16 protein-coding genes and 1 riboswitch are annotated in these 20,627 nt (G+C 67.0%); of the genes, 8 read left to right on the plus strand and 8 right to left on the minus strand.

Translation table 11 applies throughout. The features are described 5' to 3' along the window. Positions 1–383 (plus strand): tetratricopeptide repeat protein (locus KY501_RS41490; protein ID WP_224369511.1); only part of this gene is annotated, 383 nt, incomplete at its 5' end. Between the two features lie 239 nt (positions 384–622). Here the strand turns inward: KY501_RS41490 and KY501_RS41495 are convergent. After that, positions 623–2,080 carry a serine/threonine-protein kinase gene (locus KY501_RS41495; protein WP_224369512.1) on the minus strand — a complete coding sequence of 486 codons (1,458 nt, stop codon included), beginning with the start codon at positions 2,078–2,080 and terminating at the stop codon, positions 623–625. Between the two features lie 128 nt (positions 2,081–2,208). Further along, on the minus strand, positions 2,209–4,071 hold the full coding sequence (locus KY501_RS41500) for an eCIS core domain-containing protein (protein WP_224369514.1): 1,863 nt from the start codon (positions 4,069–4,071) through the stop codon (positions 2,209–2,211). Positions 4,072–4,173: 102 nt separating this feature from the next. Here KY501_RS41500 and dbpA point away from each other — a divergent pair, with 102 nt between their 5' ends. Next, a complete protein-coding gene (gene dbpA / locus KY501_RS41505; RefSeq protein WP_224369516.1) occupies positions 4,174–5,559 on the plus strand; it encodes an ATP-dependent RNA helicase DbpA in 1,386 nt (461 codons plus the stop codon). 20 nt (positions 5,560–5,579) lie between these two features. Here dbpA and KY501_RS41510 read toward each other — a convergent pair whose 3' ends face one another. Further along, entirely contained in the window at positions 5,580–6,944 is a 1,365-nt protein-coding gene (locus tag KY501_RS41510) for an FAD-dependent monooxygenase (RefSeq protein ID WP_224369518.1), read from the minus strand. 106 nt (positions 6,945–7,050) lie between these two features. Here KY501_RS41510 and KY501_RS41515 point away from each other — a divergent pair, with 106 nt between their 5' ends. Continuing rightward, complete coding sequence (locus KY501_RS41515) at positions 7,051–7,671, plus strand: TetR/AcrR family transcriptional regulator (protein WP_224369520.1); 621 nt, start codon at positions 7,051–7,053, stop codon at positions 7,669–7,671. An 84-nt stretch (positions 7,672–7,755) separates the two neighbouring features. After that, positions 7,756–8,241 carry a nucleotidyltransferase domain-containing protein gene (locus KY501_RS41520; protein WP_224369522.1) on the plus strand — a complete coding sequence of 162 codons (486 nt, stop codon included), beginning with the start codon at positions 7,756–7,758 and terminating at the stop codon, positions 8,239–8,241. Between the two features lie 74 nt (positions 8,242–8,315). Here KY501_RS41520 and KY501_RS41525 read toward each other — a convergent pair whose 3' ends face one another. Both KY501_RS41525 and KY501_RS41530 read right to left on the minus strand, forming a co-directional pair. Then, on the minus strand, positions 8,316–8,798 hold the full coding sequence (locus tag KY501_RS41525) for a (2Fe-2S)-binding protein (RefSeq protein ID WP_224369524.1): 483 nt from the start codon (positions 8,796–8,798) through the stop codon (positions 8,316–8,318). A gap of 2 nt (positions 8,799–8,800) precedes the next feature. Continuing rightward, a complete protein-coding gene (locus tag KY501_RS41530) occupies positions 8,801–10,951 on the minus strand; it encodes a xanthine dehydrogenase family protein molybdopterin-binding subunit (RefSeq protein WP_255637271.1) in 2,151 nt (716 codons plus the stop codon). Between the two features lie 165 nt (positions 10,952–11,116). Between KY501_RS41530 and KY501_RS41535 the strand changes: the two genes are divergently transcribed. The 3 genes from KY501_RS41535 to KY501_RS41545 all read left to right on the plus strand — a co-directional run bounded on the left by KY501_RS41535 (position 11,117) and on the right by KY501_RS41545 (position 14,469). Then, positions 11,117–11,992 carry a hypothetical protein gene (locus KY501_RS41535; RefSeq protein WP_224369526.1) on the plus strand — a complete coding sequence of 292 codons (876 nt, stop codon included), beginning with the start codon at positions 11,117–11,119 and terminating at the stop codon, positions 11,990–11,992. Between the two features lie 82 nt (positions 11,993–12,074). Beyond that, a riboswitch (cobalamin riboswitch) is annotated at positions 12,075–12,290 on the plus strand. Positions 12,291–12,457: 167 nt separating this feature from the next. Next, positions 12,458–13,726, plus strand: a complete 1,269-nt coding sequence (locus tag KY501_RS41540) for a hypothetical protein (RefSeq protein ID WP_224369527.1) — start codon at positions 12,458–12,460, stop codon at positions 13,724–13,726. Then, the gene (locus KY501_RS41545) at positions 13,723–14,469 is read left to right on the plus strand and encodes a cell surface protein (RefSeq protein ID WP_224369528.1); all 747 of its coding nucleotides are present in this window, start codon (positions 13,723–13,725) and stop codon (positions 14,467–14,469) included. Before KY501_RS41540 ends, KY501_RS41545 begins: the two co-directional genes overlap by 4 nt. 15 nt (positions 14,470–14,484) lie before the next feature. Here the strand turns inward: KY501_RS41545 and KY501_RS41550 are convergent, their stop codons facing one another. Further along, complete coding sequence (locus tag KY501_RS41550; protein ID WP_224369529.1) at positions 14,485–15,363, minus strand: SRPBCC family protein; 879 nt, start codon at positions 15,361–15,363, stop codon at positions 14,485–14,487. Then, on the minus strand, positions 15,360–15,710 hold the full coding sequence (locus tag KY501_RS41555) for an ArsR/SmtB family transcription factor (RefSeq protein WP_224369531.1): 351 nt from the start codon (positions 15,708–15,710) through the stop codon (positions 15,360–15,362). Before KY501_RS41555 ends, KY501_RS41550 begins: the two co-directional genes overlap by 4 nt. A 300-nt stretch (positions 15,711–16,010) precedes the next feature. Here KY501_RS41555 and KY501_RS41560 point away from each other — a divergent pair, with 300 nt between their 5' ends. Continuing rightward, a complete protein-coding gene (locus tag KY501_RS41560) occupies positions 16,011–18,545 on the plus strand; it encodes an efflux RND transporter permease subunit (protein ID WP_224369533.1) in 2,535 nt (844 codons plus the stop codon). A gap of 76 nt (positions 18,546–18,621) precedes the next feature. On the opposite strand, the gene KY501_RS41565 is transcribed toward KY501_RS41560, so the two are convergent. After that, entirely contained in the window at positions 18,622–20,172 is a 1,551-nt protein-coding gene (locus tag KY501_RS41565) for a ricin-type beta-trefoil lectin domain protein (RefSeq protein ID WP_224369535.1), read from the minus strand. Positions 20,173–20,627 lie beyond the last annotated feature (455 nt).

Below are 20,627 nucleotides of genomic sequence, written 5' to 3' on the forward strand. Positions count from 1 at the left end.
GTCCGCTCTCAAGCGCTTGGTACTTCGCCGCGATGACTTCCTCCAGGTCCATGCCTACATTGATGGGCACGATCTCGGGCACCCGCAAACTGAAACTTTATTCCTGCGCGGCTCCTAACCTCCTCGGCGCGGCCAACTGTATCCGCAGCCTTGGAGCCATCGCCCTGGAGCGCTCCCTCCATGACGAGGCGCGCATCCTCTTCGAGAAGGCACTCCCCCTCTTCCAGCAGGTCGGTAGCCTCCTCGGCGAGGCCAACTGCATCCAAAGCCTCGGAGCCATCGCCCTGGAGCGCTCCCTCCATGACGAGGCGCGGCGCCCTCTTCGAGCAATCTCTGCTTCTGTACCAGCGCATTCCGGAGCCTTATTCAATTGGCATGACTAACAGGCGACTCGCCAGACTCTCGTCGGTCCCGGCAGAGCGCAACTCTCACCTCTCCGCTGCGCGTGATGCATGGCAGAGCATCGACCGACCCGACCTGCTCAAGGAACTACACGCGGAGTTTGGTGAAGACTTGTGAGCGTACTGCGTGAACCGGTACGGGGTGAGAGACGCGCTCCCGGAAGTGGGGTGGGGCGCCAGTGTGGCCTGGGCGAGCTGTGGTATCACCCGAGCCCTTGTTTCTACCGCTTGGGAGGCGTCTCCGAGGTGGAGCGACGGTTTCGTGGCATGGCGGGCACGTAGCACCTGCCCCGGAACACCTGCCCACTGGAGAACGAAGCCTCGCACTCGTCGAGATCGAAAGGGACCCAGCAGGCTCCATTGAGAGCGACCTGTCGCTTGTGAGGGCAGCGCCCCTTGGAATCCGGCCGTGTCTGCCCGGGGATGGGCTCGGGGATGGACTCTTCGGTCATGGCAGGGAGAGGCGGCTCGGGCGCATCCAAGGAGGAGGCGGCGGACACGGTGTCTCCGAGCCCTGCGGTGCCTGCGTCTGGCTGCGAGGTCCCGGGCGTGGACGAGAGGAGGGAGAGCTTCTGAGTGAGCTGCTCGACCACGCCCCAGCTTGCCCAGAGGGCCACGGCCAGAGTGGCAGCGGCGGTGACCAGCGCCGGCCACATCCACCGCGCCGTCCTCCGAGGAGGGACACTCTCCACGGGCCGTGTGTTGTCAGAGGGGACCTCGGGCAGCGGAGGCTTCACTTCGGGGCGTGGGACCGGAGGAGGCGGCTCAGAGGCTGGCACGGCCACGACAGGACGAGGGCGCGCCAGCCGCTCCATCTCTTCGGCGAATTGCAGCACGGAGCCGCGCTCTTCCGGGAGCACCGAGAGCAGGCGCTGCACGGGGGGGCGCAGCGACGGCTCCACCCGTGCCAGCGTCTGGGGCAGCTTCACCGCCTCCATGCGCCAGACTCCCTGTGCGTCCTGGAAGGGATCGGAGAACTGCGGATATTCGCCGGTGAGCCAGCGGCACGCGGTGACGCCCAGCGCGTAGAGTTCATCGGCTGGCCCCGCGCGATAGCGTGCCGAGCGAGAGCGAAGGTTCTGCAGTTCGAAGAGTCCGGACTCGGGCGAGCGGTAGGCGGGAGTGCCCGGGAAGGTATCCGGGGGCGTCAACGTCTCGGCCTCCGGGTACAAGCCAGTGCCGAAGTCGATCAGCATGGCGCGTCCGTCCATGCGGCGCACCAGGACATTGTCGCCCTTCACATCGCGGTGCACGGCTCCCTGCGCATGGATGCTCTGGAGGGCTCGCGCCAGGTGAGCCAGCATCTGGCTGGCTTGGGGCACGGAGAACGTCTGCTGGCGAGCCCAGGCATACAGCGGCAGGCCGTCCACCCACTCCATGATGAGGAAGGGGAAGAAATCGCCGCCGGGAGATTGCCACTCACCCGACTCCCAGAAGCGGGGGATGCTGCCGTTGCGCAGGCGGGAGAGCAGCTCGGCCTCGCGAGCGAAGCAGGGATTGCGAGGCACCAAGGCCAGCTTGAGCGCCACGGGAGCGGCGAGTTCGCTGTCAGCGGGGACGGCCCGGTAGACAGTGCCATGGGAGCCCCGGCCCGCCCAACCCACCACGCGCCAGCGGCCCACGAGTGTGCCCACCGGCAGCGCGGCGGGTTGAAGCGAGGACGGAGGAGCACCGGACATGCGCGACAGCCTGCCCCACGGCTCGCAGCAACGAAAGGGGAGGGAGGGTCAGTGCTTGCGCCTGCTCCAGCAGACGGGCCGCACTCGCAACGTGCTGAACCTGAACCAAGGGGCTGAGTTTCGCGAGGTTACGGCGTCGGGTTGCGCGGTGACTGATAGTGCTCGATCTCCGCGACGAAGACGTTGGCCTTGATGTACGCGTCGTCCGGGGGATTCTGCGTCAGCTTCGCCAGCGCGAATTCCAGCTCCTTGCGCGTGAAGACGTTCTTCTTCAAGTCCGCCATGAACCCGTGCGCGGCGAACTGGTCGTCGCCGAGCTTCAAGGTGTTCTCGTTGTGATAGGCGGAGGACAAGGGCGCCTGAAGGTTGGTCCACATGACCCGACTCCCCACCGGGGCTTCCCGCAGGAGCTCGTCAATGCTCTTCGTCTCGGGCTCCTTCTCGGGATGACGCACCATGGGAGCGTCGGGGCGGAAGCGCTCGTAGAACTTCACCCTCCGCACCCCGGTCGAGGCATGGGGCTTCAGCTCGAAGGCCACCTCGTTTTTGTTCAGCTGGTTGAAGCCCTGGGTGCCGAGCGCATGCCTCAGCGCGTAGAGGTTCGCCACCTGGACGAATTGACCGCAATCGACCTTCCATTCGCCGAGGTGGGAGAACATGTCGTCGATGGCTGCGGACGGCTGCTTGTCCGGCTTGAGCACCAGCTTGCGGAGGAACTTCGGGTGGTCCTCCGCCTTCCAGTAGTCTTTGTTGTAGGTCTCCCCTTCCCAGTCCAGAGGTCCGCCCGGTTCGAACTGCCTGGGACTGCCTTCGAGACGTCCGAATCCGGCGCTCTGCAAGAGTTCGACTCCTTTCTTCAAGCGCGCCTGATAGATGTCTCCTTCGATGGAATGACGAACCTGCTCGCGGACGCTTTCCGTGAAGCACTTGAGGGCCGCGGTGTCGTCCTGGTTGTCGGGACATTTGACGTTGGGTTCGGCGGTGAGCGGCGGTGGCCCCTCGGGGGCCGGCTCGGGTTTTGCCGGTGCGGCAGGGGCAGTCGTCTCCGCGGGGGGCTTTGCCTTGGCTTCCAGCAGGCTGGGATTCACCCACCCCCAATAGAATCGATCCGCGGGTTTGCCCTCCTGCTGTGCCCAGACCTGCCGGTATATCTGACCGGAGCGGATCAGGAAGGCGTCCCCTCCCTCCAGCAGACCTCGGAGGGGCACCTTGCCCGCCTCGGAGTGAGGGCTGAACAGGACGTACGGAACCCCCGCGACGGAAGGTTTCACCTTCAGGGCCGGGAGCCCCTGCTTCTCGAGTTCGGCCTTCGTCTTGATGAAGAGGGGACCCAGGGTGTCCGGGTCGACGGGCTCGGTGGCTCCGGATCCCGCGGCGCGCTGGAGTCGAGCAGGCCCTGGTTGGAGCGTATGCACCAGCTCGTGAGCCAACAGCCTCTGCCCGGTCTCCTTCGAAGGTGCGAACTGCCCGCTGCCGAAGACGATGTCCCGCCCCACCGTATAGGCCAACGCGTTCACCGCCCGCGCTGACGCTGCCGCCCGCGCGTCGCTATGCACGCGCACATGGCTGAAGTCCTGGTTGAAACGCTCTTCCATGAATGAGCGGGTGCCGGGATCGAGGGGCTGGCCCGGTGAATTCAGTGCGTCGTGAACGAGGGGGGAGCTCACGACCGGGGCCACACTGCCCTGTGCCTTCCTCTGAACCACTCCCTCTTCGCTCCCGCCTTGCCTCTGCATGACCTTGTCGGCCACGGCGTCTGCCTCACGCTCGGAGGCATCCCCTGGAGAGCTGATGGACGGCAGGTACGGCTCGAAGTAGCGCCGCCTCTCGCCGGCCACCTCGGGCGAGAGCGCCGCTCCAACGGTGCTCGATGTGGCCAGCCGCGACCAGGAAGGGTTCACGGCCGGCGCGGGCCCTGAATGGCGCGGAGCAGACTTCGGAGCTGCGGGATGCATCCTCGAAGGCGGCAGCTTCCGGGCGAAGGCGGACATGGACGAGCGCTCCCAGGAGAATCGCTCCAATTCTACCAGTTCCTCCTCCGAATAGACCCTGCCGCTGCGCATCAGGTCGACGGAGCTGTTACAAGGGCCCTGATGGACTTTGCCGCACTCCCTCTCTCTCCGCCGCTGCTCCAGGTTCTCCAGGAACTGGAGTTCCAGACCGTCACGCCCATCCAGGCCCAGAGCATCCCGGTGCTCTTGCAAGGGCGCGATCTCATCGGCCAGGCCCAGACGGGGAGTGGGAAGACGGCCGCCTTCGCGCTTCCCATCCTGGAGAAGCTCCAGCTCTCGCGGCGGCGCATCCAGGCGCTCGTGCTGTGCCCCACCCGGGAACTCTGCGCCCAGGTGGCCGGAGAGTTCCGCCGGCTGGGCCGCAGGCTGCCCGGACTCCAGGTGCTCGTGCTCGCGGGAGGCCAACCCATCCGGCCCCAGGTGAACGCGCTCGAGAAAGGCGCACACATCGCCGTCGGAACTCCGGGTCGTGTGATGGACTTGCTCGACAGGGAGGTCCTGGAGACGGGTCAGCTCGCCACCGTGGTGCTGGACGAAGCCGATCGGATGCTCGACATGGGCTTCCGGGAGGACATGGAGCGTATCCTCGGAGCCACCCCTCGCACGCGCCAGACGGTGCTCTTCTCGGCCACGTTTCCTCCGACCATCGAGGAGCTGAGCCGTGAGTTCCAGAAGAACCCCACGCGCGTGACAGTCGTCGAGGCGGAGGCGCCGCCCGACATCCAGCAGCTCCGCTACCCCTGCGCGCCCGAGCAGAAGACGGCGCTCCTGCTGCGCATCCTGCGGCAGCACTCGCCGACCTCCGCCATCGTGTTCTGCAACCACAAGGCGACGGTGGTCGAGCTGACTCGATCGCTGGGCGAGGCGGGCGTGAGCGCGGCGGGGCTCCAGGGAGACCTGGAGCAGAGCGAGCGCGATCGGGTCATGGCGAGGTTCCGCAATCAAAGCATCCGGATCCTCATCGCGACGGATGTCGCGGGGCGTGGCATCGACGTCGAGGCCCTGGATGCCGTCATCAACTTCGATATGCCATTTCAGCCCGAGCCCTACGTGCATCGCATCGGCCGCACGGGGCGCGCGGGGAGAACGGGCCTGGCCATCTCCCTCGTCACCCCACGAGATGAGCGCAAGGTCGAGGACATCGAGAAGGCCACTGGCGTGAAGCTGGAGCCCGGCGACGTGGAGGCGCTCCCCCCGGCGGATGCCGCAGGGCGGATGTCGCTCGAGTCGGCCTGGGAGACACTTCTCATCTCCGCTGGCCGCAAGGACAAGATGAGGCCGGGGGACATCCTCGGAGCCTTGACGGGCGAGGCCGGCGGGCTGAATGCCTCGGACGTCGGGAAGATCGAGATCCAGGACCGCCAGGCCTTCGTCGCCGTCTCCAAGCGCGTCGTGCGCGTGGCGCTCCGGGCGCTGCAAGAGGGCCGCATCAAGGGCCGCAGGCACTGGATTGAGTGGGTGAAGTAACTGCGTCCGCGGACCGTTCTTCAACCGCGGCCGAGCCACCGTGAGACCGCCGTGCGAATGTCTCCGTCTCCCGCCCATGCGACGAAACCATCCGGTCGGATGAGCAGCGGCTGCTCGCCGGGCCGCACCTCGAGACGCTCGCCCCACTCGTTCTCGAAGGCGAGGGAGGACGGCAGGAGCAGGACGAAGCGCCCACGTCGGAGATCGATCGGGGTTGGCATCCACTGGCCGACGAGCGGATTCGGATCGTCGCCGTAGTGATTGTCCAGGCCCTGCACCCGGCGGGAGACGAAGCGGCGCGCTTCGGGCACCCTGAGCAACTCGCCGAGGAGCCCCCGCAAGGCCGGCAGGTGCGGACCTGGCGTCATCAGCGCCGACTGCGCCTGTGTGTGTTGCAGCACGCGTGCGCCAGCGGGATGCCGCTCCTCGTGATAGCCGTCGAGCAGCGTGTCCGGGTGATGGCCGCCGAGCACCGCGCTGAGGCGCCACGCGAGGTTCCCCGCGTCACCGAGACCCGTACCGATACCCGGGCCCCCGGCGGGCAGGTGGATGTGAGCGGCGTCGCCCGCGAGCAGCACGCGTCCCTTGCGGTAGGTCGCGGCCTGCCGCGCCGCGTTCGTGAAGCGCGACAGCCAACGCGGCTCACTCACCGGAATGTCGAAGCCAAACGAGCGCCGCAGGGCCGCCTGGAGTTCTTCCAGATGGAACGGGGCTTTGCGATCGAAGCCGGGCGGGTAGGGCTCGCGCGCCACGACGCGGAAGTAGCCGTCGTCGATGGGCACACCGACACCGAAGGGAGCACGCGCTCCGTTCGGGAGCAGCAACCCCTCGCTCGTCAGGGTGGCGCCCGGCATGCGCACGTCGCCCAGGCGCAGCAGCATCGTGGGCTCGGTGCCGGGGAAGTCGATCCCCGCGAGCGTGCGCACCGTGCTCTGGGCCCCGTCGCAGCCCACGAGGTACCGCACCTCGGTCGTGCGGACGTCCCCCTTCGCCCGGAGCGTGACGCGCACGTGATCGTCCCGCTGTTCGAAGTCCTCGAGCGCGACGCCGCGCTGAACCCGCACCCCCAGCGAATCGAGATGGGCCTCGAGAACGGCTTCCACCCTCGCTTGCAGCACGAAGAGGAACGCCGTCGGCTCGTCCAGCGGTAGCCCCGCGAAGTGGAGCCCAACCGGGCCCTCTCGCATGACTTCAGCCTTGAACAACGGGAGCAGGCCGCGCGCTTCGAGCAGCGCCACTCCGCCGCCCTGGACTCCCAACGCCTTGCTCAGCCCCGTGGGGCGCTCGAGCCGATCGATGATGAGGGGCGTGTGGCCCTGGAGCTTCAGTTCCGCGGCGAGGAAGAGGCCCACCGGGCCCGCTCCGACGATCAGCGTGTCGTTCATCCGTGTCGCTCCTTTGTGGCAGTTCCTGTCAATATGGCAGTGACTGCCAATTTGCGCAATCTGCCCTTTGACAGGGGCTGCCGTCGCGAGTGAATCTCGACCCGCGATGACGGGACTGCGGGAGCGGAAGAAGGCGCGCACGCGCCAGGAGATCGTCGAGGCAGCGCTCGAGTTGTTCGAGAAGAAGGGCTTCGACGAGACGACGATCGACGACGTGGCCGCCGCCGCCGAGGTCTCACCGCGCACCATCTTTCGTTACTTCGCCACCAAGGAGGACCTCGTCTTCCTCGGGCAAGAGGAAGAGAACCGCCAGATCGCCCTGCTCTTGAAGGAGGTAGCGAAGAGCGCCGATCCCATCGAGGAGCTCATGCGCGCCACGCGCACCGTCCTGCTCGCGCCCTCCGCTACGCCCGAGCAGTTCGTGCGCTGCCAGCGGCTCATTGAGCGAACTCCGTCGCTGCGCGCCTACCAGGGAAGGCTGTTCCGGAAGATCGAAGAGCTGGTCTCGAGCGCGTTGCTTCCGGCGAGGGGCTCCAAGCACGACGTGCTGCACGCTCGCCTGCTCGCGGCCGTCTATCTGGCTGCGCTCAACGTGGTGATGTCGAGCTGGATCGAGTCGGGAGCGAAGGGTGTACCGACCGCTGAGCTCGATATGGCCGAGGCGCTCTTGCGCCGTGCATTTCCTCGCACTGCCAGCCAGGCCCCGGAGGGACGCCGCCGCTCCTGAATCCCATGGAACCTTCTGACCTCAGTCTGCTCGCGATGGACCGAGCGGTTCAAACCGGGCCATGCCTGTGGTAGCGCTCTCGATGTGGACACATCCGACGTCGTCGGCATCTTTCAGAGCCTCCGAGAGCACGGGATCCGCGCCTGGCTTGATGGCGGCTTCTGCGTCGAAGCGCTTGTCGATCGCCCACTCCGCCCTCATGCCGATGTCGACATTGCGATCTCACGGATGCACCTCCCTCTCTTCCATCGCTGGTGCAGGGACCGCGGCTTTCTCCCGATCGATCGAGCCGGCAGAAGTGAAGACTGCTTTCTGGTGGGCCGTGGTTCCCACCGTATCGACGTGCACGTGTTTGAGTACGACGCGGAGGGCCGGAATGTCTCCGGCATCGCATACCCATGGGGCTCACTGACGGGATCGGTTCAGCTCGGAGGCGAGCTCCTGGATTGCGTTGCTCCCGAGTGGATGCTGAAGTTCAAGACGAGCTATCCCCCCGCCGCCAAGGACCGCCTCGACGTCCAAGCGTTGTGCGCCCATTTCGGTTGGGACGTCCCGCCGACGCACGCTTGAGTGCGGCCGGGGCACTGACGGAGTGCCCTCCGCAATCGATCAAACCGGGAGAGGACTCTTCCCTGGATGCTCCGCTATCCGCCTTCTCCGCGAGCCTGCTGAAGTGCCTGAGCCGCGCGTTTGATGGCGGCCCGGATGCGGAAGTACGTGCCGCACCGGCAGACGTTGTCGCTCATCGCCGCGTCGATCTCCGCATCGGTCGGGTGGGGGTTCTTCCGGAGCAGATCCACCGCGGCCATGATCTGGCCGGGCTGGCAGTACCCGCATTGGGCCGTGTCCTCCGTGATCCACGCCTGCTGCACGGGATGGAGCCCCTGGGCTCCCAATCCCTCGATGGTCGTCACCTGGTGGCCCTCTACACCGCCCACGGGGTGGATACACGGACGGAAGGCCGCGCCATCGAGGTGGCTCGTGCAGGCCCCGCACACGCCGACCCCACAGCCGTATTTCGGGCCGGTGACGCCCAGCACCTCTCGCAGCACCCACAACAGGGGCATGTCTATCGGCGTGTCCACAGACACGGGGCCACCATTGAGCGTGAAGTGAATGACCGGCATCGTCAGGCTCCTGCGTCCAGAATCGGGAACCCGGTGGGCATGGTACCCGTGGCCCGGGCGATCGCATTGGCCAGCGCCGCCGCCGCGCTGGGGTAGCCGAGCTCTCCCACTCCCCCCACGTGATCACCCGAGCGGATGAGGTGGACCTGGATCTCGGCGGGTGTGTGTTTCATCCGCAGCCAGCCGTAGTCCGCGAAGCTGCCCTCGCGCACGGCTCCCGCGTCGATGTGGATACCCGCGCTCAGCGTGGTCGACATCGCGTCGACGGCCGCTCCCTGGAGCTGGGCCTCGATGCTCTTCGGATTGATGGGCAGCCCCACATCGGCGGCAATCACGACGCGTAGCACCCGGGGAGTCCCGCTCGTGACGTCGACCTCGACGAGGTGGGCGATGGCACTGTCCCACTCCTCGAGCACCGCCACCCCCTGAGCCACCCCGGCTGGCAACGGCCGGCCCCATTGCCCCTTGAGCACCACTTCGTTCAACACCGCCTTGAGGCGGCTCGAGGTGAGCCGGGATCGTCTCAGCTCGACCGGGTCTCGCCCCAACGTTCTGGCGAGCTGATCCACGAAGATTTCATTGGCCACGCCCACCTGGCTGGTGAACACGGAGCGGAACGAGCCCGTGGGGATGGGGAGCGAGACCTCGCGCATCTCCTGCGTCACCAGTCCCCAGGCGTAGGGCACGTGCTGTGTGATCGCGAAGAACACCTGGCTGGTCACCTCCGGCAGAGTCCCTCCGACCAGGGCGGTGAGGAGATCTCCGAAGCCGTGAGGGAACTCCACCGTGGGAATGGCGGCGCGGTGGTGCCACCCGAGGATCGATCCGCCCAGACCGAGGTAGGCGAGGATCCGGTGGTGGCTGGCGGGCCGGAAATGGCCGTGGCGCATGTCATCGTTGCGCGTCCACATCAACTTCACGGGTCTCCCGAGCGCCCGCGAGACGAGCGCGGCCTCCACGGCAGCCTCGGAGAAGAACCTCCGGCCGAAGCCGCCTCCCGCTCGCATCGGGTGGACTGTGACGCGCTGGGGATTGAGCGCCCAGCCGAGCGCCTCGGCGACCTGGCGTTGTGCGTACTTGGGATCCTGCGCTCCGGTCCAGAGTTCGGCGCTGTCCGCGTTCACTCGAGCCACGCAGCTCTGTGGCTCCATGGGTGCGTGGGCGAGATAGGGAAAGTCGAAGCGGCCCTCCAGGGTCTGGGTGGTGAACAGCGGCGGGAGCGGCCGAGGGCCGATCGCATCGCGCAGGCTGGCCCGGACCGTGGCGTCGGAGAGCTGGCTTGCGGGCCCCGGATTCCAGGTGACATGCAGGGCATCACGCGCCGCGAACGCCTGAGCGAAGTTCTGGGCCGCGACAGCGACCCCCGAGGGCAGGCCCACCGCTCCCACCACCCCCGGCACCGCGGAGGCGGTTGAAGCATCGAAGGTCTGGACCGTACCGCGCAGCGTGGGCGGCCGGGCCACCAGCACGGACACGGTCCCGGGGATATCCACGTCGAGGGTGTAGCGCGCAGCCCCCGTCACGATGTCGTGGGCGTCGATGCGCCCCGTGGGCTTTCCCACCACCGTGTATGCGCTCGTTGCCTTCGGCAGCGAGGGGACTTCCGGTATCCACACGCTGGCCGCTTCCTGAGCCAGCTCGCCGTACGCGATTCGGCGCCCGTCGGGAGCAATCACCTCTCCGTTGGCGGTGGAGAGCGTGAGCGCGAGCACATGCCAGCGGTGCGCGGCGGCGGTCACCAGCCGAGCCCGGGCATCGGCGGCCGCGGCGCGGAGGGGACCGGCCAGGTAGCGCATCGTCGATGACAATCCGGTGAGCTGGATGAGCCAGCGCGGATCGGCGTCAGCGCTGCGCACTTCCACCGAGCTCAGCGGGGCATCGAGCTCCTCCGCGACGAGCATGGCCACGCCCGTGGTGATGCCTTGCCCCATCTCGGTGCGAGGCAACGTCACGAGGATGCGCCCATCGGTGCGTATGGTGATGTAGAGATCCAGCGGAGTCTCGGCGGGCGTTTCCGCCGCGCTGGCGGGCGGCACATCGAGCCCCAACCTCGCCGCGACCATCAATGTTGGCGAGGCGACCAGCCATGTCAGGAACCGGCGGCGGTCAACTCCCACGGGAACGTCCGCCTCCGGTTTCGGCGTGTCAGCCATCACGCGACTATGGCAACCGCTCCTCGGTGGCTCAATGACTTGGCAGGTGAGGCCGGCTCAACGGCGTCAAGCCGGACTCGCGGGGGGGGGTTGCGCCAGCCATGCGGTGGTCGGCGGGGAACGTCGCTGCTAGAATTCTTGGGGCCACGCAGCCAGGAGCGTCGCATGACCTTGATCGCCCAGTTCAACAACAACGGCACGCGGTTGAACCTGCTGCAGAAGAAGCCGCTGTTCCTCAGCCTGGCCGATCGGCCTGCTCCCAATTGGTACAACCGCACGAAGCCGCTGGTTGGGAACGCCGCGTTCCAGGGCCTCACCCAGCACGACATCGGGGCCATGGTCGCGGGCAACGCCGTCGCGGTTCCCAACAACGCCGTGATCGAGCAGAACAACATCAACATCTATCTGACGATCACCGCCGAGACCATGAACGCCTTTGGCGGTGCTCCGGTCAACGAGCTTCATGCCTACCAGGCCAACCCGGGTGCCGCGATCGGCTGCCAGTACCTGAGCTGGGAGGACTCCTGCATCGTCTCGATGGACCTCAACAACGCGGGGCCCGCCCTCGTCATGTCAGGCCCATTCAACGGCTGCCACTTCTATGTGACTCGGGACACCGTCACCAATCAGGTCCGGGTCCACCATGCGAACGCCAACAAGATTGGCATGGCCACCGACCACAACCGTCCGGATCTGGCGGAAGCGTATCTGGACGCCTTGATGCAGGCGGTTCAAGGACCCAACGAGATCATCACCCACCGGATGCGCAAGGGGGACTACCTGGCCAAGATCTGGAACGTGGGGGTGGGCGCCAAGATCGAGTCAGCGGTCGCGTTGAACTATCGCAACCGCAAGACGGGCCAGGATCGCGGCAACGTGGTGCTCCACGAGACCATGTGCCTGGTCTTCGGGATCCGCACGGCTCCGAACACCTGGGACTTCTTCTTCCACGTCGCGGGCGTTGCCGACTACACCCGCCCCGGGTTGCGCTCGAACCGCGTCGGTTACCTGAAGACGGTCATTCCGTGGCAGCAGCTCTGATGGACGGCTCAAGAGGCCGCAGGGACCTGGACGAGCTCGCCACTGACCGAAGGCGGTGTTTGACAATCCAGAAGCTCCGCCATATCCCTTGCGCGTCTTCGGTGCGCTCCATGACACCATGGGCGCTCAAGGGAACCCGGTGTGAGTCCGGGACTGCCCCGCAGCGGTGAACAGGAACGACCGCCGTCATCGTGAGCACTGGCCCTTGGGCTGGGAAGCGACGGCCAGTAGGTGAGTGAACTCCCCGAGGGCACTCGAGCCTGTGAGTCCGAAAACCTGCCGAGGACCCGCGCGGTGCGCGGACATCACCGGAGCCTCCGAGGGGAGGGGACGGAGACGCCCTTCTCTTGCCCAAAGAAAGGTCGTTTCCGCTCTCATCCCTCGGAAGTGAAGGCCACCCGCCCGGAGTGGGCGCCGGAGCAGAGGACGCGAATGAGAAGCCGGATGTGGAGCGGAAACAACCGAATGAAGTGCATGCCCCTGCTCGCGGCCATGGGGCTCGCGTGGCTGGGTGCAGGGTGCGACGGCGAGGAGTGCACCAACTCCTTCGACTGCCAGACGACCCCCGAGCGGAAAGATCCCGCCAACCCCTACGTTTGCGTGGACAACCAGTGCAAGCCGTTTCTGTCGGTCTATCCTCCTCCTCGCGGGGATGGAGGGACTTCCGATGGAGGGACCGAGGTGCCCACGGATGGTGGGACCGATGGTGGGACCGATGGGGGGACGGATGGGGGCCTGAACACCTGCGACACCGCCTCGTATGATGCGAAGCTCGGCACGCTCCATCTCGAGGCAGGTTTCCAGGCGGCGGAGAGCGCGTCCCTGCCTGCCAACATCCTCGCGGTGACAGCCATCGGCCCTGGCCCTGTCTACACGCTCTACGGTCTGCGCTCGAATGACAGCAGCTTCGTGTCTCTGGGCTCCTGGCCGTCCCTTCAGGTGGGGGGAGAGGCGCTGTTCCCGGTCCTCGCCCCAGACGATCGCTCCAAGAGTGTCTTCCTCGGCAGCTATCTGGTGAATGACGGGACGCGGCTGCTCACCGGCTACACCAGGTCCGGAGCGGGCTTCCCCGGTAACGTCGCGCTCTATGACACCACGGCTCCAGAGAAGTCCGGTTACTACGCGGCGCCCGGCAATTACAGCGCCGCAGCGCTGCCGGGGATCTTCTTCATCAACGGCCTGGGGCTGGGGAGTAGCTCGGGCTCCGCGGGCATCTACGTCCTGGACCTCGAGAGCGATCCGCCCACGGCCAGGCTGTTGGCCACCTTTGATTCGTCCTGGAGTGCCTCCAGCGGTCTGAGCGCCATGACGCACGAGGGCATCGCGGCGCTCGGCTACTTCGATGGAAACACCTTCATCAACCGCCTGCGGGCGGCTCCTCCCGCGCTCTACAAGCCGGCGCTGACGAACGGGGCTACCTTCGAGCTTGCGCAGGCCGCTGAGGTCGACGTGGGCAGTGACCTCTTCGGCGCAAGCGGCTTCGGCGACGGAGTGGCGCTGCTGCGAGGGAACTATGACGCGACCTTCACTCCCGTCTACATCGACATCACCCGGGTGGCGCTGACGATCTCGAGCCAGGACGATCAGGAGGTTGAGGTGGGGACTCCGACACCCGTGCTGAGATTCTCCGACAGTTGCACCGCCGTGGACGTGCTGGCTCCCCTGGGGGGTGATCTGCTGGTGGGCGTGACGGACAAGAACGGTCGGCGGCTCGTCCGGCTCCAGCAGCCATGAGCTCGCGCCGTTCTACCGGTTGGCGGGTCTGCCTGGGACTGGGCTCCCTCCTGGTCGCCATGGCCTGTGGCGAGTCCTCGGCTCCGGGAGTGCCCGAGCCTCCCGGGGACGGTGGCTTCACCCCCTCGGATGCAGGGACCCCTCCCTCGGACGCGGGACCTGACGCCGGGCCGAGGCAGGTGGACCCCTTCGCGGATCGCGTCGTCTCGTTCCAGCCGGGGGAGGCTGCGGGCTTCGGCCAGGATCTCTTCCCAGGGGTGGTGCTCGGGCCTCCTCGGGGAGAGGGCAGCAGCCAGGGTTCGCTGGATGTGCTCTCCCTGGGGCGACAGGGCGTCATTGTCCTGGAATTCACCGATTGGGTGCCAGTGGACGGCCCTGGCGTGGATCTGCTCGTCTTCGAGAACCCCTTCGGGCGTTTCGCGGAGACGGGCGTTGTCGCGGTGAGCGACGACGGGCTCACGTGGCACGAGTTCCCATGCGACGCCACGAACCCGGATGCGGGCTATCCGGGGTGTGCTGGCGTCCACCCCGTGTTCTCCCACCCCGACAACGGCATCAGCCCCACGGATCCCTCGGTGGCGGGAGGAGACGGGTTCGATCTGAGCGAGGTGGGGGTGTCACGAGCCCGCTTCGTGCGCATTCGGGACAGCGGCGCCAACGGCTATGGTGGGATCGCGGGCGGGTTCGACCTGGACGCGGTGAGCGTCGTCCACGGCGAGGAGGTGTCGGGAGGCTCGCCTTGAGCCCGCGTGCGGAGGTCAGACCTCTGCCAACACCGCAGCCAGCTTTCCGAGGAAGCCAGCCCAGCCCTGCTGGTAATCGCTGCGGTCCACGGCGTGCTCGAAGCCTTCGTGCACCACCGTCACGCGCGTGCGTGTGCCGCCGTCGAGCGCCTCGAGGAGCCAGGTCACGCGGGTGGGGGGCTTGCCGGGCTCTCCTCGCCAATCGGGCCAGTCGGTCACCAGGCGCTCGTTCTCGACCAGCTCGATGATCCGCGTCGGGCCCCCCGAAACCTGTCTCCCCTCGACCTCGTATTGCCAGCCGTACGAGTACGTGCCCTTCGCGACGTCGACCTTCGCTGAGGCGTACAGCCAGCGGTTCATCAGCTCCGGCTCGAGCAGCGCGCGAAACACCTTCGCCGGCGCCGCTGCGATCTCGATGGAGCTGCGAACCGTGGGCTCTCGGCTCGAGAAGTCGGGCAGGACCACACCGCCTTGGCGGCCACGCACATGCTCGGACAGGTTGCCGAGCTGCATTCGCCACAGATCATCCAGCGTATGCGCGGTCGAGCGAAAGGGCAGGGCGCCGCTCACCTCGTGGGTCAGCGTGAGCTTCGTTCGCGAGGCGTCGCTGTCCGGCTCGAGCTGATACCGCACCACCGATGGCTGGCCGAGCACGCGCCACCCGTGCTCGAGCACCCGGTTCGGCTCGAAGGCCGTGATTTTCTGGCTGGGGTCGGGCTCGGGGGGAGCACCGAGCGTGGCCTTGCCCCAGAACTGGAACGCTCCCCCGAGCCGGGCCTCGACCTTCGCATGCTCGGCGAACCACACCTCGAGCTGAGCTGAATCGGCGAGCGCCTCGAAGACACGCTGGGGCGTCGCGTTCAGGGTTTTCTCTGTCTGGTGGCGGTGATTCACTTTTTTCTCCGGGGTGGGGGTTCATCGGGAAGCGACTCAACGAAGTCTTTGAGGTCGTGCAGCCGCGCCGGCCAGAAGACGCGATATGCGTCGAGCCAGGCACCGATGATCTGCAAGCGCTGCGGCAACAGGGTGTACACGCGCTCGCGGCCGCGGCGCTCCTCGCGTACCAGTGCTGCTTCACGAAGCACGCGCAAGTGCCGCGACACAGCCGGCCGGCTCATCTCGAAGCCTTCGGCCAGCGCACCCGCGGTGCAGTCGTCTTCCAGCAGGCGCGCCAGCAGGCTGCGCCGGGTCGCGTCGGAGAGGGCGAAGAAGACGGCGTCGAGGTGCGATGCAGAGTCCATACGTAAGCGATGCGTTACATATTCGAGCAGGCAAGACAGTGTCAATAACGCGTAGCCGAGGGGTTACATATTCTTCGAGCCGAGGCGCATCAGAGGGAGAGGGGGCCTGGCTTGAAGCCTCCTCTCGCGGCGGAAAGAGGACAGTCCCGCTTGGCGGTGTCTCGTAGTGAGCGGGGAGGTTCGAGGTAGGCCAGAGGGTGAGCCCTCGGCGGAGCTATAGCGAGCCTGGAGCACGGGACTCGCGGCGAGCCGAGTGGCGACACCGGTGTCCAGAAACCGCGCCGGAAGCGGGGACACTGCATGACGGGTTGGCCAGAGGCATTCTCGCGACGGCTCGTCGGATGGCTCGTGCTCCACCGGCGCGCCGTGCTGGCGACGGCGGCGGTGCTCGCCCTGGTGGGCACCTTCTTCACCGTCCGCCTCTACCAGGATCTGCGCAGCGAGGTGGAGGAGTTGCTGCCCTCGAGCGCCCCGAGCGTGGTGGCGGCTCGGGAGCTCTCGCCCCGCCTGTATGACGTGAATCTCCTCTCCATCGTCCTGGAGGGCCAAGATCCGCGGGCGCTCCAGCGCTTCGCGGATGCGCTCGCGCTCCGCCTGAGTGCGCTCCCTCCCTCGCAGGTCCAATCCGTTCAGTACCGGGTGGATGTAGAGCGCGCGTACCTGCAGCGCTTCGGCCTGTTCTACCTGTCGCTCGCGGATCTGCGCACCCTCGTCGAGCGCGTGAGGGACCGCATCCGCTGGGAGCGGCAGCACGCCAACCCCTTGATGGTCGACCTCCTCGGAGAGCCGGCGCCGCCCCTGGACTTCCGGGACATCGCGTCCCACTACGGCGGAGGGTTCGCCTCCACGGAGCGTTTCCGCGGCGGCTACTTCCAGTCGCCCGACGGCAAGTTGCTCGTGCTGCTCGTCCGACCGCCCGAGTCCAACACCGGCTATGCCTTCAACCACACATTCCTGGAGCGCGTGCGAGCCGAGGTGGCCGCGCTCAATCCGCACGCCTATGACCCTTCCCTGCGGGTGGGTTACAGCGGCGAAGTCACCACCCTGACGGAGGAGCAGGAGGCGCTCCAGCAGGATCTCCTCTCCTCCGGCGCGCTGGTGATCGCGGGTGTCCTGCTGGTGCTGTGGCTGTACTTCCGGCGTTGGCGTGCGCTGGCGGCCATCTGCGGCTCGCTCGCGGTGGGGTGCGCCGTGAGCTTCGGGCTGTCGGAATGGCTCATCGGCCACCTCAACGCCAACACCGCCTTCCTCGGCTCCATCGTGGTGGGCAACGGCATCAACGCGGCCATCATCTTCATGGGACGGTACCTGGAGGAGCGCCGTCACGGCGCACCGGTGGAGCAGGCCCTGCCCACGGCGTGGAGCGGGACCGTCGCCCCCACCTTCGTGGCCTCGTTCGCGGCGGGCCTGTCCTATCTGTCGCTGGCGGCGACGCGCTTCCGAGGCTTCAGCCAGTTCGGCATCATCGGCGGCCTGGGCATGGCGCTCTGCTGGCTTGGGGCCTACCTCCTGCTGCCGCCGCTGCTCGCGACGCTCGAGGCCGGGCGTCCGATGGACTTCTCGCGCGTGACGGGAGCCGTGCCCCTCACCTCCGCGGTGGCTCGATTGCTGGAGCGTCGGCGTCGGCTCATCCAGACGGTGGCGTTGCTGCTGCTAGCGGCCTCGGCGGTGGCCGTGGCGACCTATCGCGGCCAGCTGGTGGAGACCAACTTCAACAAGCTGCGCGCCCGGTACAGCCAGCAGCGTGGCTCGATCTATTGGGGCGACCGGGTGGATGAGGTGTTCCAGACGTACCTCACCCCCATCGTCATCGTGGCGGACACGCCCGAGGAGCTCCAACGGGTCGTGGGCGTGCTGGAGGCCCAGCAGCGCGCGCTGGGAGCCCAGGCCCCTCTGTCCGAGATACGCACCGCGCGCACGGTGCTTCCGGGGGACGCGGAGGCCAAGGTCCCCCTGCTGCGTGAGCTGCGAGGAATGCTGTCGGACTCACTCCTGGAGCGGCTCCCACAGGATGTGCGCCAGCAGGCCGAACAATACCGGCCTCCCAAGGATCTTCGTCCCCCGCGTTGGGAGGATCTCCCGCTCACCCTCCGGCAGCCGCTTACCGAGCGTGACGGCACGGTGGGACGCATCGCCGTCGTCTACCCCCGACGCGTGGGCACCTTCGATGCGAAATACGCGCGTGAGCTCACGGACACCATCCGTGGTTCCATCCAACAAGCGGGCGACCACGCGATGGCGATAGGCCGGCCGTTGCTCATCACGGACATCACCGTCGCCATCCTGGAGGACGGCCCGCGCGCCACGCTGCTGGCGCTGATTGGCGTGTCGGTGCTCGTGCTGGCGGTGCTGCGGCAGTGGCGCCCCGCGGTGACGGTGCTGGCCGGGTTGCTGCTGGGCGCGGCATGGCTAGTGGGTATCGCCGCCGCGCAGCGGCTGCGGCTGAACTTCCTCAACTTCGTCGTGCTGCCCATCACCTTCGGTATCGGCGTGGACTATGCGGCGAACCTCGTGCTGCGCTACCGCGCGGCGGGCCCCGGCTCACTCGCGCGGGTGATTGGCGACACAGGAGGAGCTGTGGCCCTGTGCTCCTCCACCACCATCATCGGCTACGCCTCGCTCATGCTCTCCGACAACCAGGCGCTGGCGGGCTTCGGCATGCTGGCGGCGGTGGGGGAGGTGGCCTGCCTGACGGCGGCTCTGATCGCGCTCCCAGCGCTGCTGCTTCCGGCTCAGGTGCCACGAGGAACTCCCGGCCGCGTGGAGGGGCAGGAGCCCCCACGGTTGAAGGCGGGGCGGCCCCGCCCGACGTCGGGGCCTGACGAACTGGTATGACAAGTGGACCGGAATGAAAGAGCCCCTGCGCGATGCGGCGCAGGGGCTCCGGTGAAACAGAAACTGTCTTATGGCTCTAGCGGAAATCCCACTTCTGGTTCGCGCCGCCCGTGCACGTCCAGAGGACCAGCTTGGCTCCGCTGGCCGAGTTCCAACCGCTGATGTCCACGCACTTGTTGGCCATGTAGCTCACCAGGTCGCCCGCCTCGCTCAGCACGAAGTCCTGCGCGGTGTTGGTGCTGCAGTTGGCAATCTGGATCGCCGTGCCGTCAGCCGACGAGGCCCAGGCCACATCCACGCACTTGTCGCCGACGCGCAGCTTGCGGCCGTCGAAGGTGAACTTCTGGGCGTTGGTGCCATTGCAGTCCCACGTCTGGAGCTGCACGCCGTCCGAGAAGTTGGAGTTCGGCACGTCGATGCACTTGCCATTCATCCGAGAGACGAACGACTTGGCGCCGCTGGTGCCGCCGTTCGTCTTCAACGTGAGGCCATACCGGCTCAGGATGGGGTTGATCGGCTGGAAGAAGGTCTGCGGAGCGCTGGTCTCGCAGCCCCCAGCGATGCCGGACGTCACACCTTGGGCCTGGTTGCCCGAGATGACCGAGCCACCTGAGTCACCGGGGTTCGCGCACGCGTTGGTCCGGTTGAGACCGTAGACCGGGCCATCGGAGTAGTTGACCGTGATGTTCTTGGCCTCGAGGGTTCCACAGCGCCAGCCCGTCGTCGAGCCGGACCGACAGATGGAGGCACCCACGCCCGCCTCGGCGGAGCCCGAGACGATGACGTTGCCGTTGTTGTAGTTGTAGACCCACGGCTGCGGGACCCAATCGCCGTTGGTGGCGACCCAGGCGTAGTCGTTGGTGGGGAAGACGGACGCCTGGACGGTGCCCATCGTTACGTTGTTGCTCCCACGGGTGACGGAGCCCGCGCCGCCGCAGTGGCCCGCGGTGACGAAGCCGCCGTTGACCGAGAAGCCGATCGAGCAGCGCACGTTGTTGAGGTAATAGGCGTCACCTCCGCGCACGTCGTACACCAGGCGGGGGGCCTCGGTGGAGGGGACGACGCGGATGGTGCCGTCCGTGGCTCCCTTGCTACGGGAGACGAACGAGAGGGCCCGAGCCTTGGCCGCGCCCAGCTCCTCGGCATGGACGACGACGGTGTTGGTGGGCTCGTCCACGTACCAGTAATGGACGGACGCGGGGGCGCTCTTGACGTTGGCATTCAGCTCGTCCATCACGCGGTCCAGTTGGGCCTTGCTCCGCGCGACGAGCTTCGGTACTGCGCCAGCGCGGCGGACGCGCTCGGCGTTGGCCTCGTCCGTGACACCGACGAAGAGCTGTGTGCCGTCCGCGCTCAGCCAGGAGCCACCGAAGGTGTCGCCCAGCTCCGTGCGGAGCGTCTTCTCGATCTCGGGAGCCTTGGCCTCGAAGGCCAGACGGTTGCGCAGCTGATCCTCGCTGAGTCCCAGGTCCCGCCGCATCGCGGACAGGAGCTCTGGGGAGACTTCCGGAGCGGGGCGGGCCTCCACGGAAGGTGCGGCCTGAGCGGTGGCCGGCAGGCCGTGAACGGTGGCCAGTCCTGCGAACAGCGCTGTCACAGTAGAGAGTGCGTTGTGCTTTCGAGTCATGGGCTTCTTTGTGTGTGGGTGAAGAGGTCTGAAGAGACCTTGCCCGAAGCCAATGCATCCCGCTTGCCAACAAACCCCAAAGAGTCCGTTTGCCGGAAACCCGTGTAATTCCAGCGAATCCTACTTGTCCCGACAAGGCGCCGAGGGCCGCTGCGCCCTCCGGGCCTGGTGACAGCAGTCACCATCGGTGGTGACTGCTGTTCGTGCCCTGCTGGCCTACCTGCCACGGTCGCGCGGCTCGCGAATCACGCCAAGTAAAGCCTGACACGGTTCTGCTCGCGAAGCTCTTGTGGAACAGCGGCTTGGCTGGGTGTGCCCTCTCCAAAGCCAACCTCGCGAGGGATGAAACCAAACAGGTAATACATGAAAATAATATTGTCTGGTTTTGAAACTTCACTTACTGTCCTTGAAGCCTCGCCACGGAGCGTGGGCCCGGCAAAGCCAGGCCCCTCACG

This window comes from Hyalangium versicolor, from assembly GCF_020103695.1.
Lineage (GTDB): Bacteria > Myxococcota > Myxococcia > Myxococcales > Myxococcaceae > Hyalangium > Hyalangium versicolor.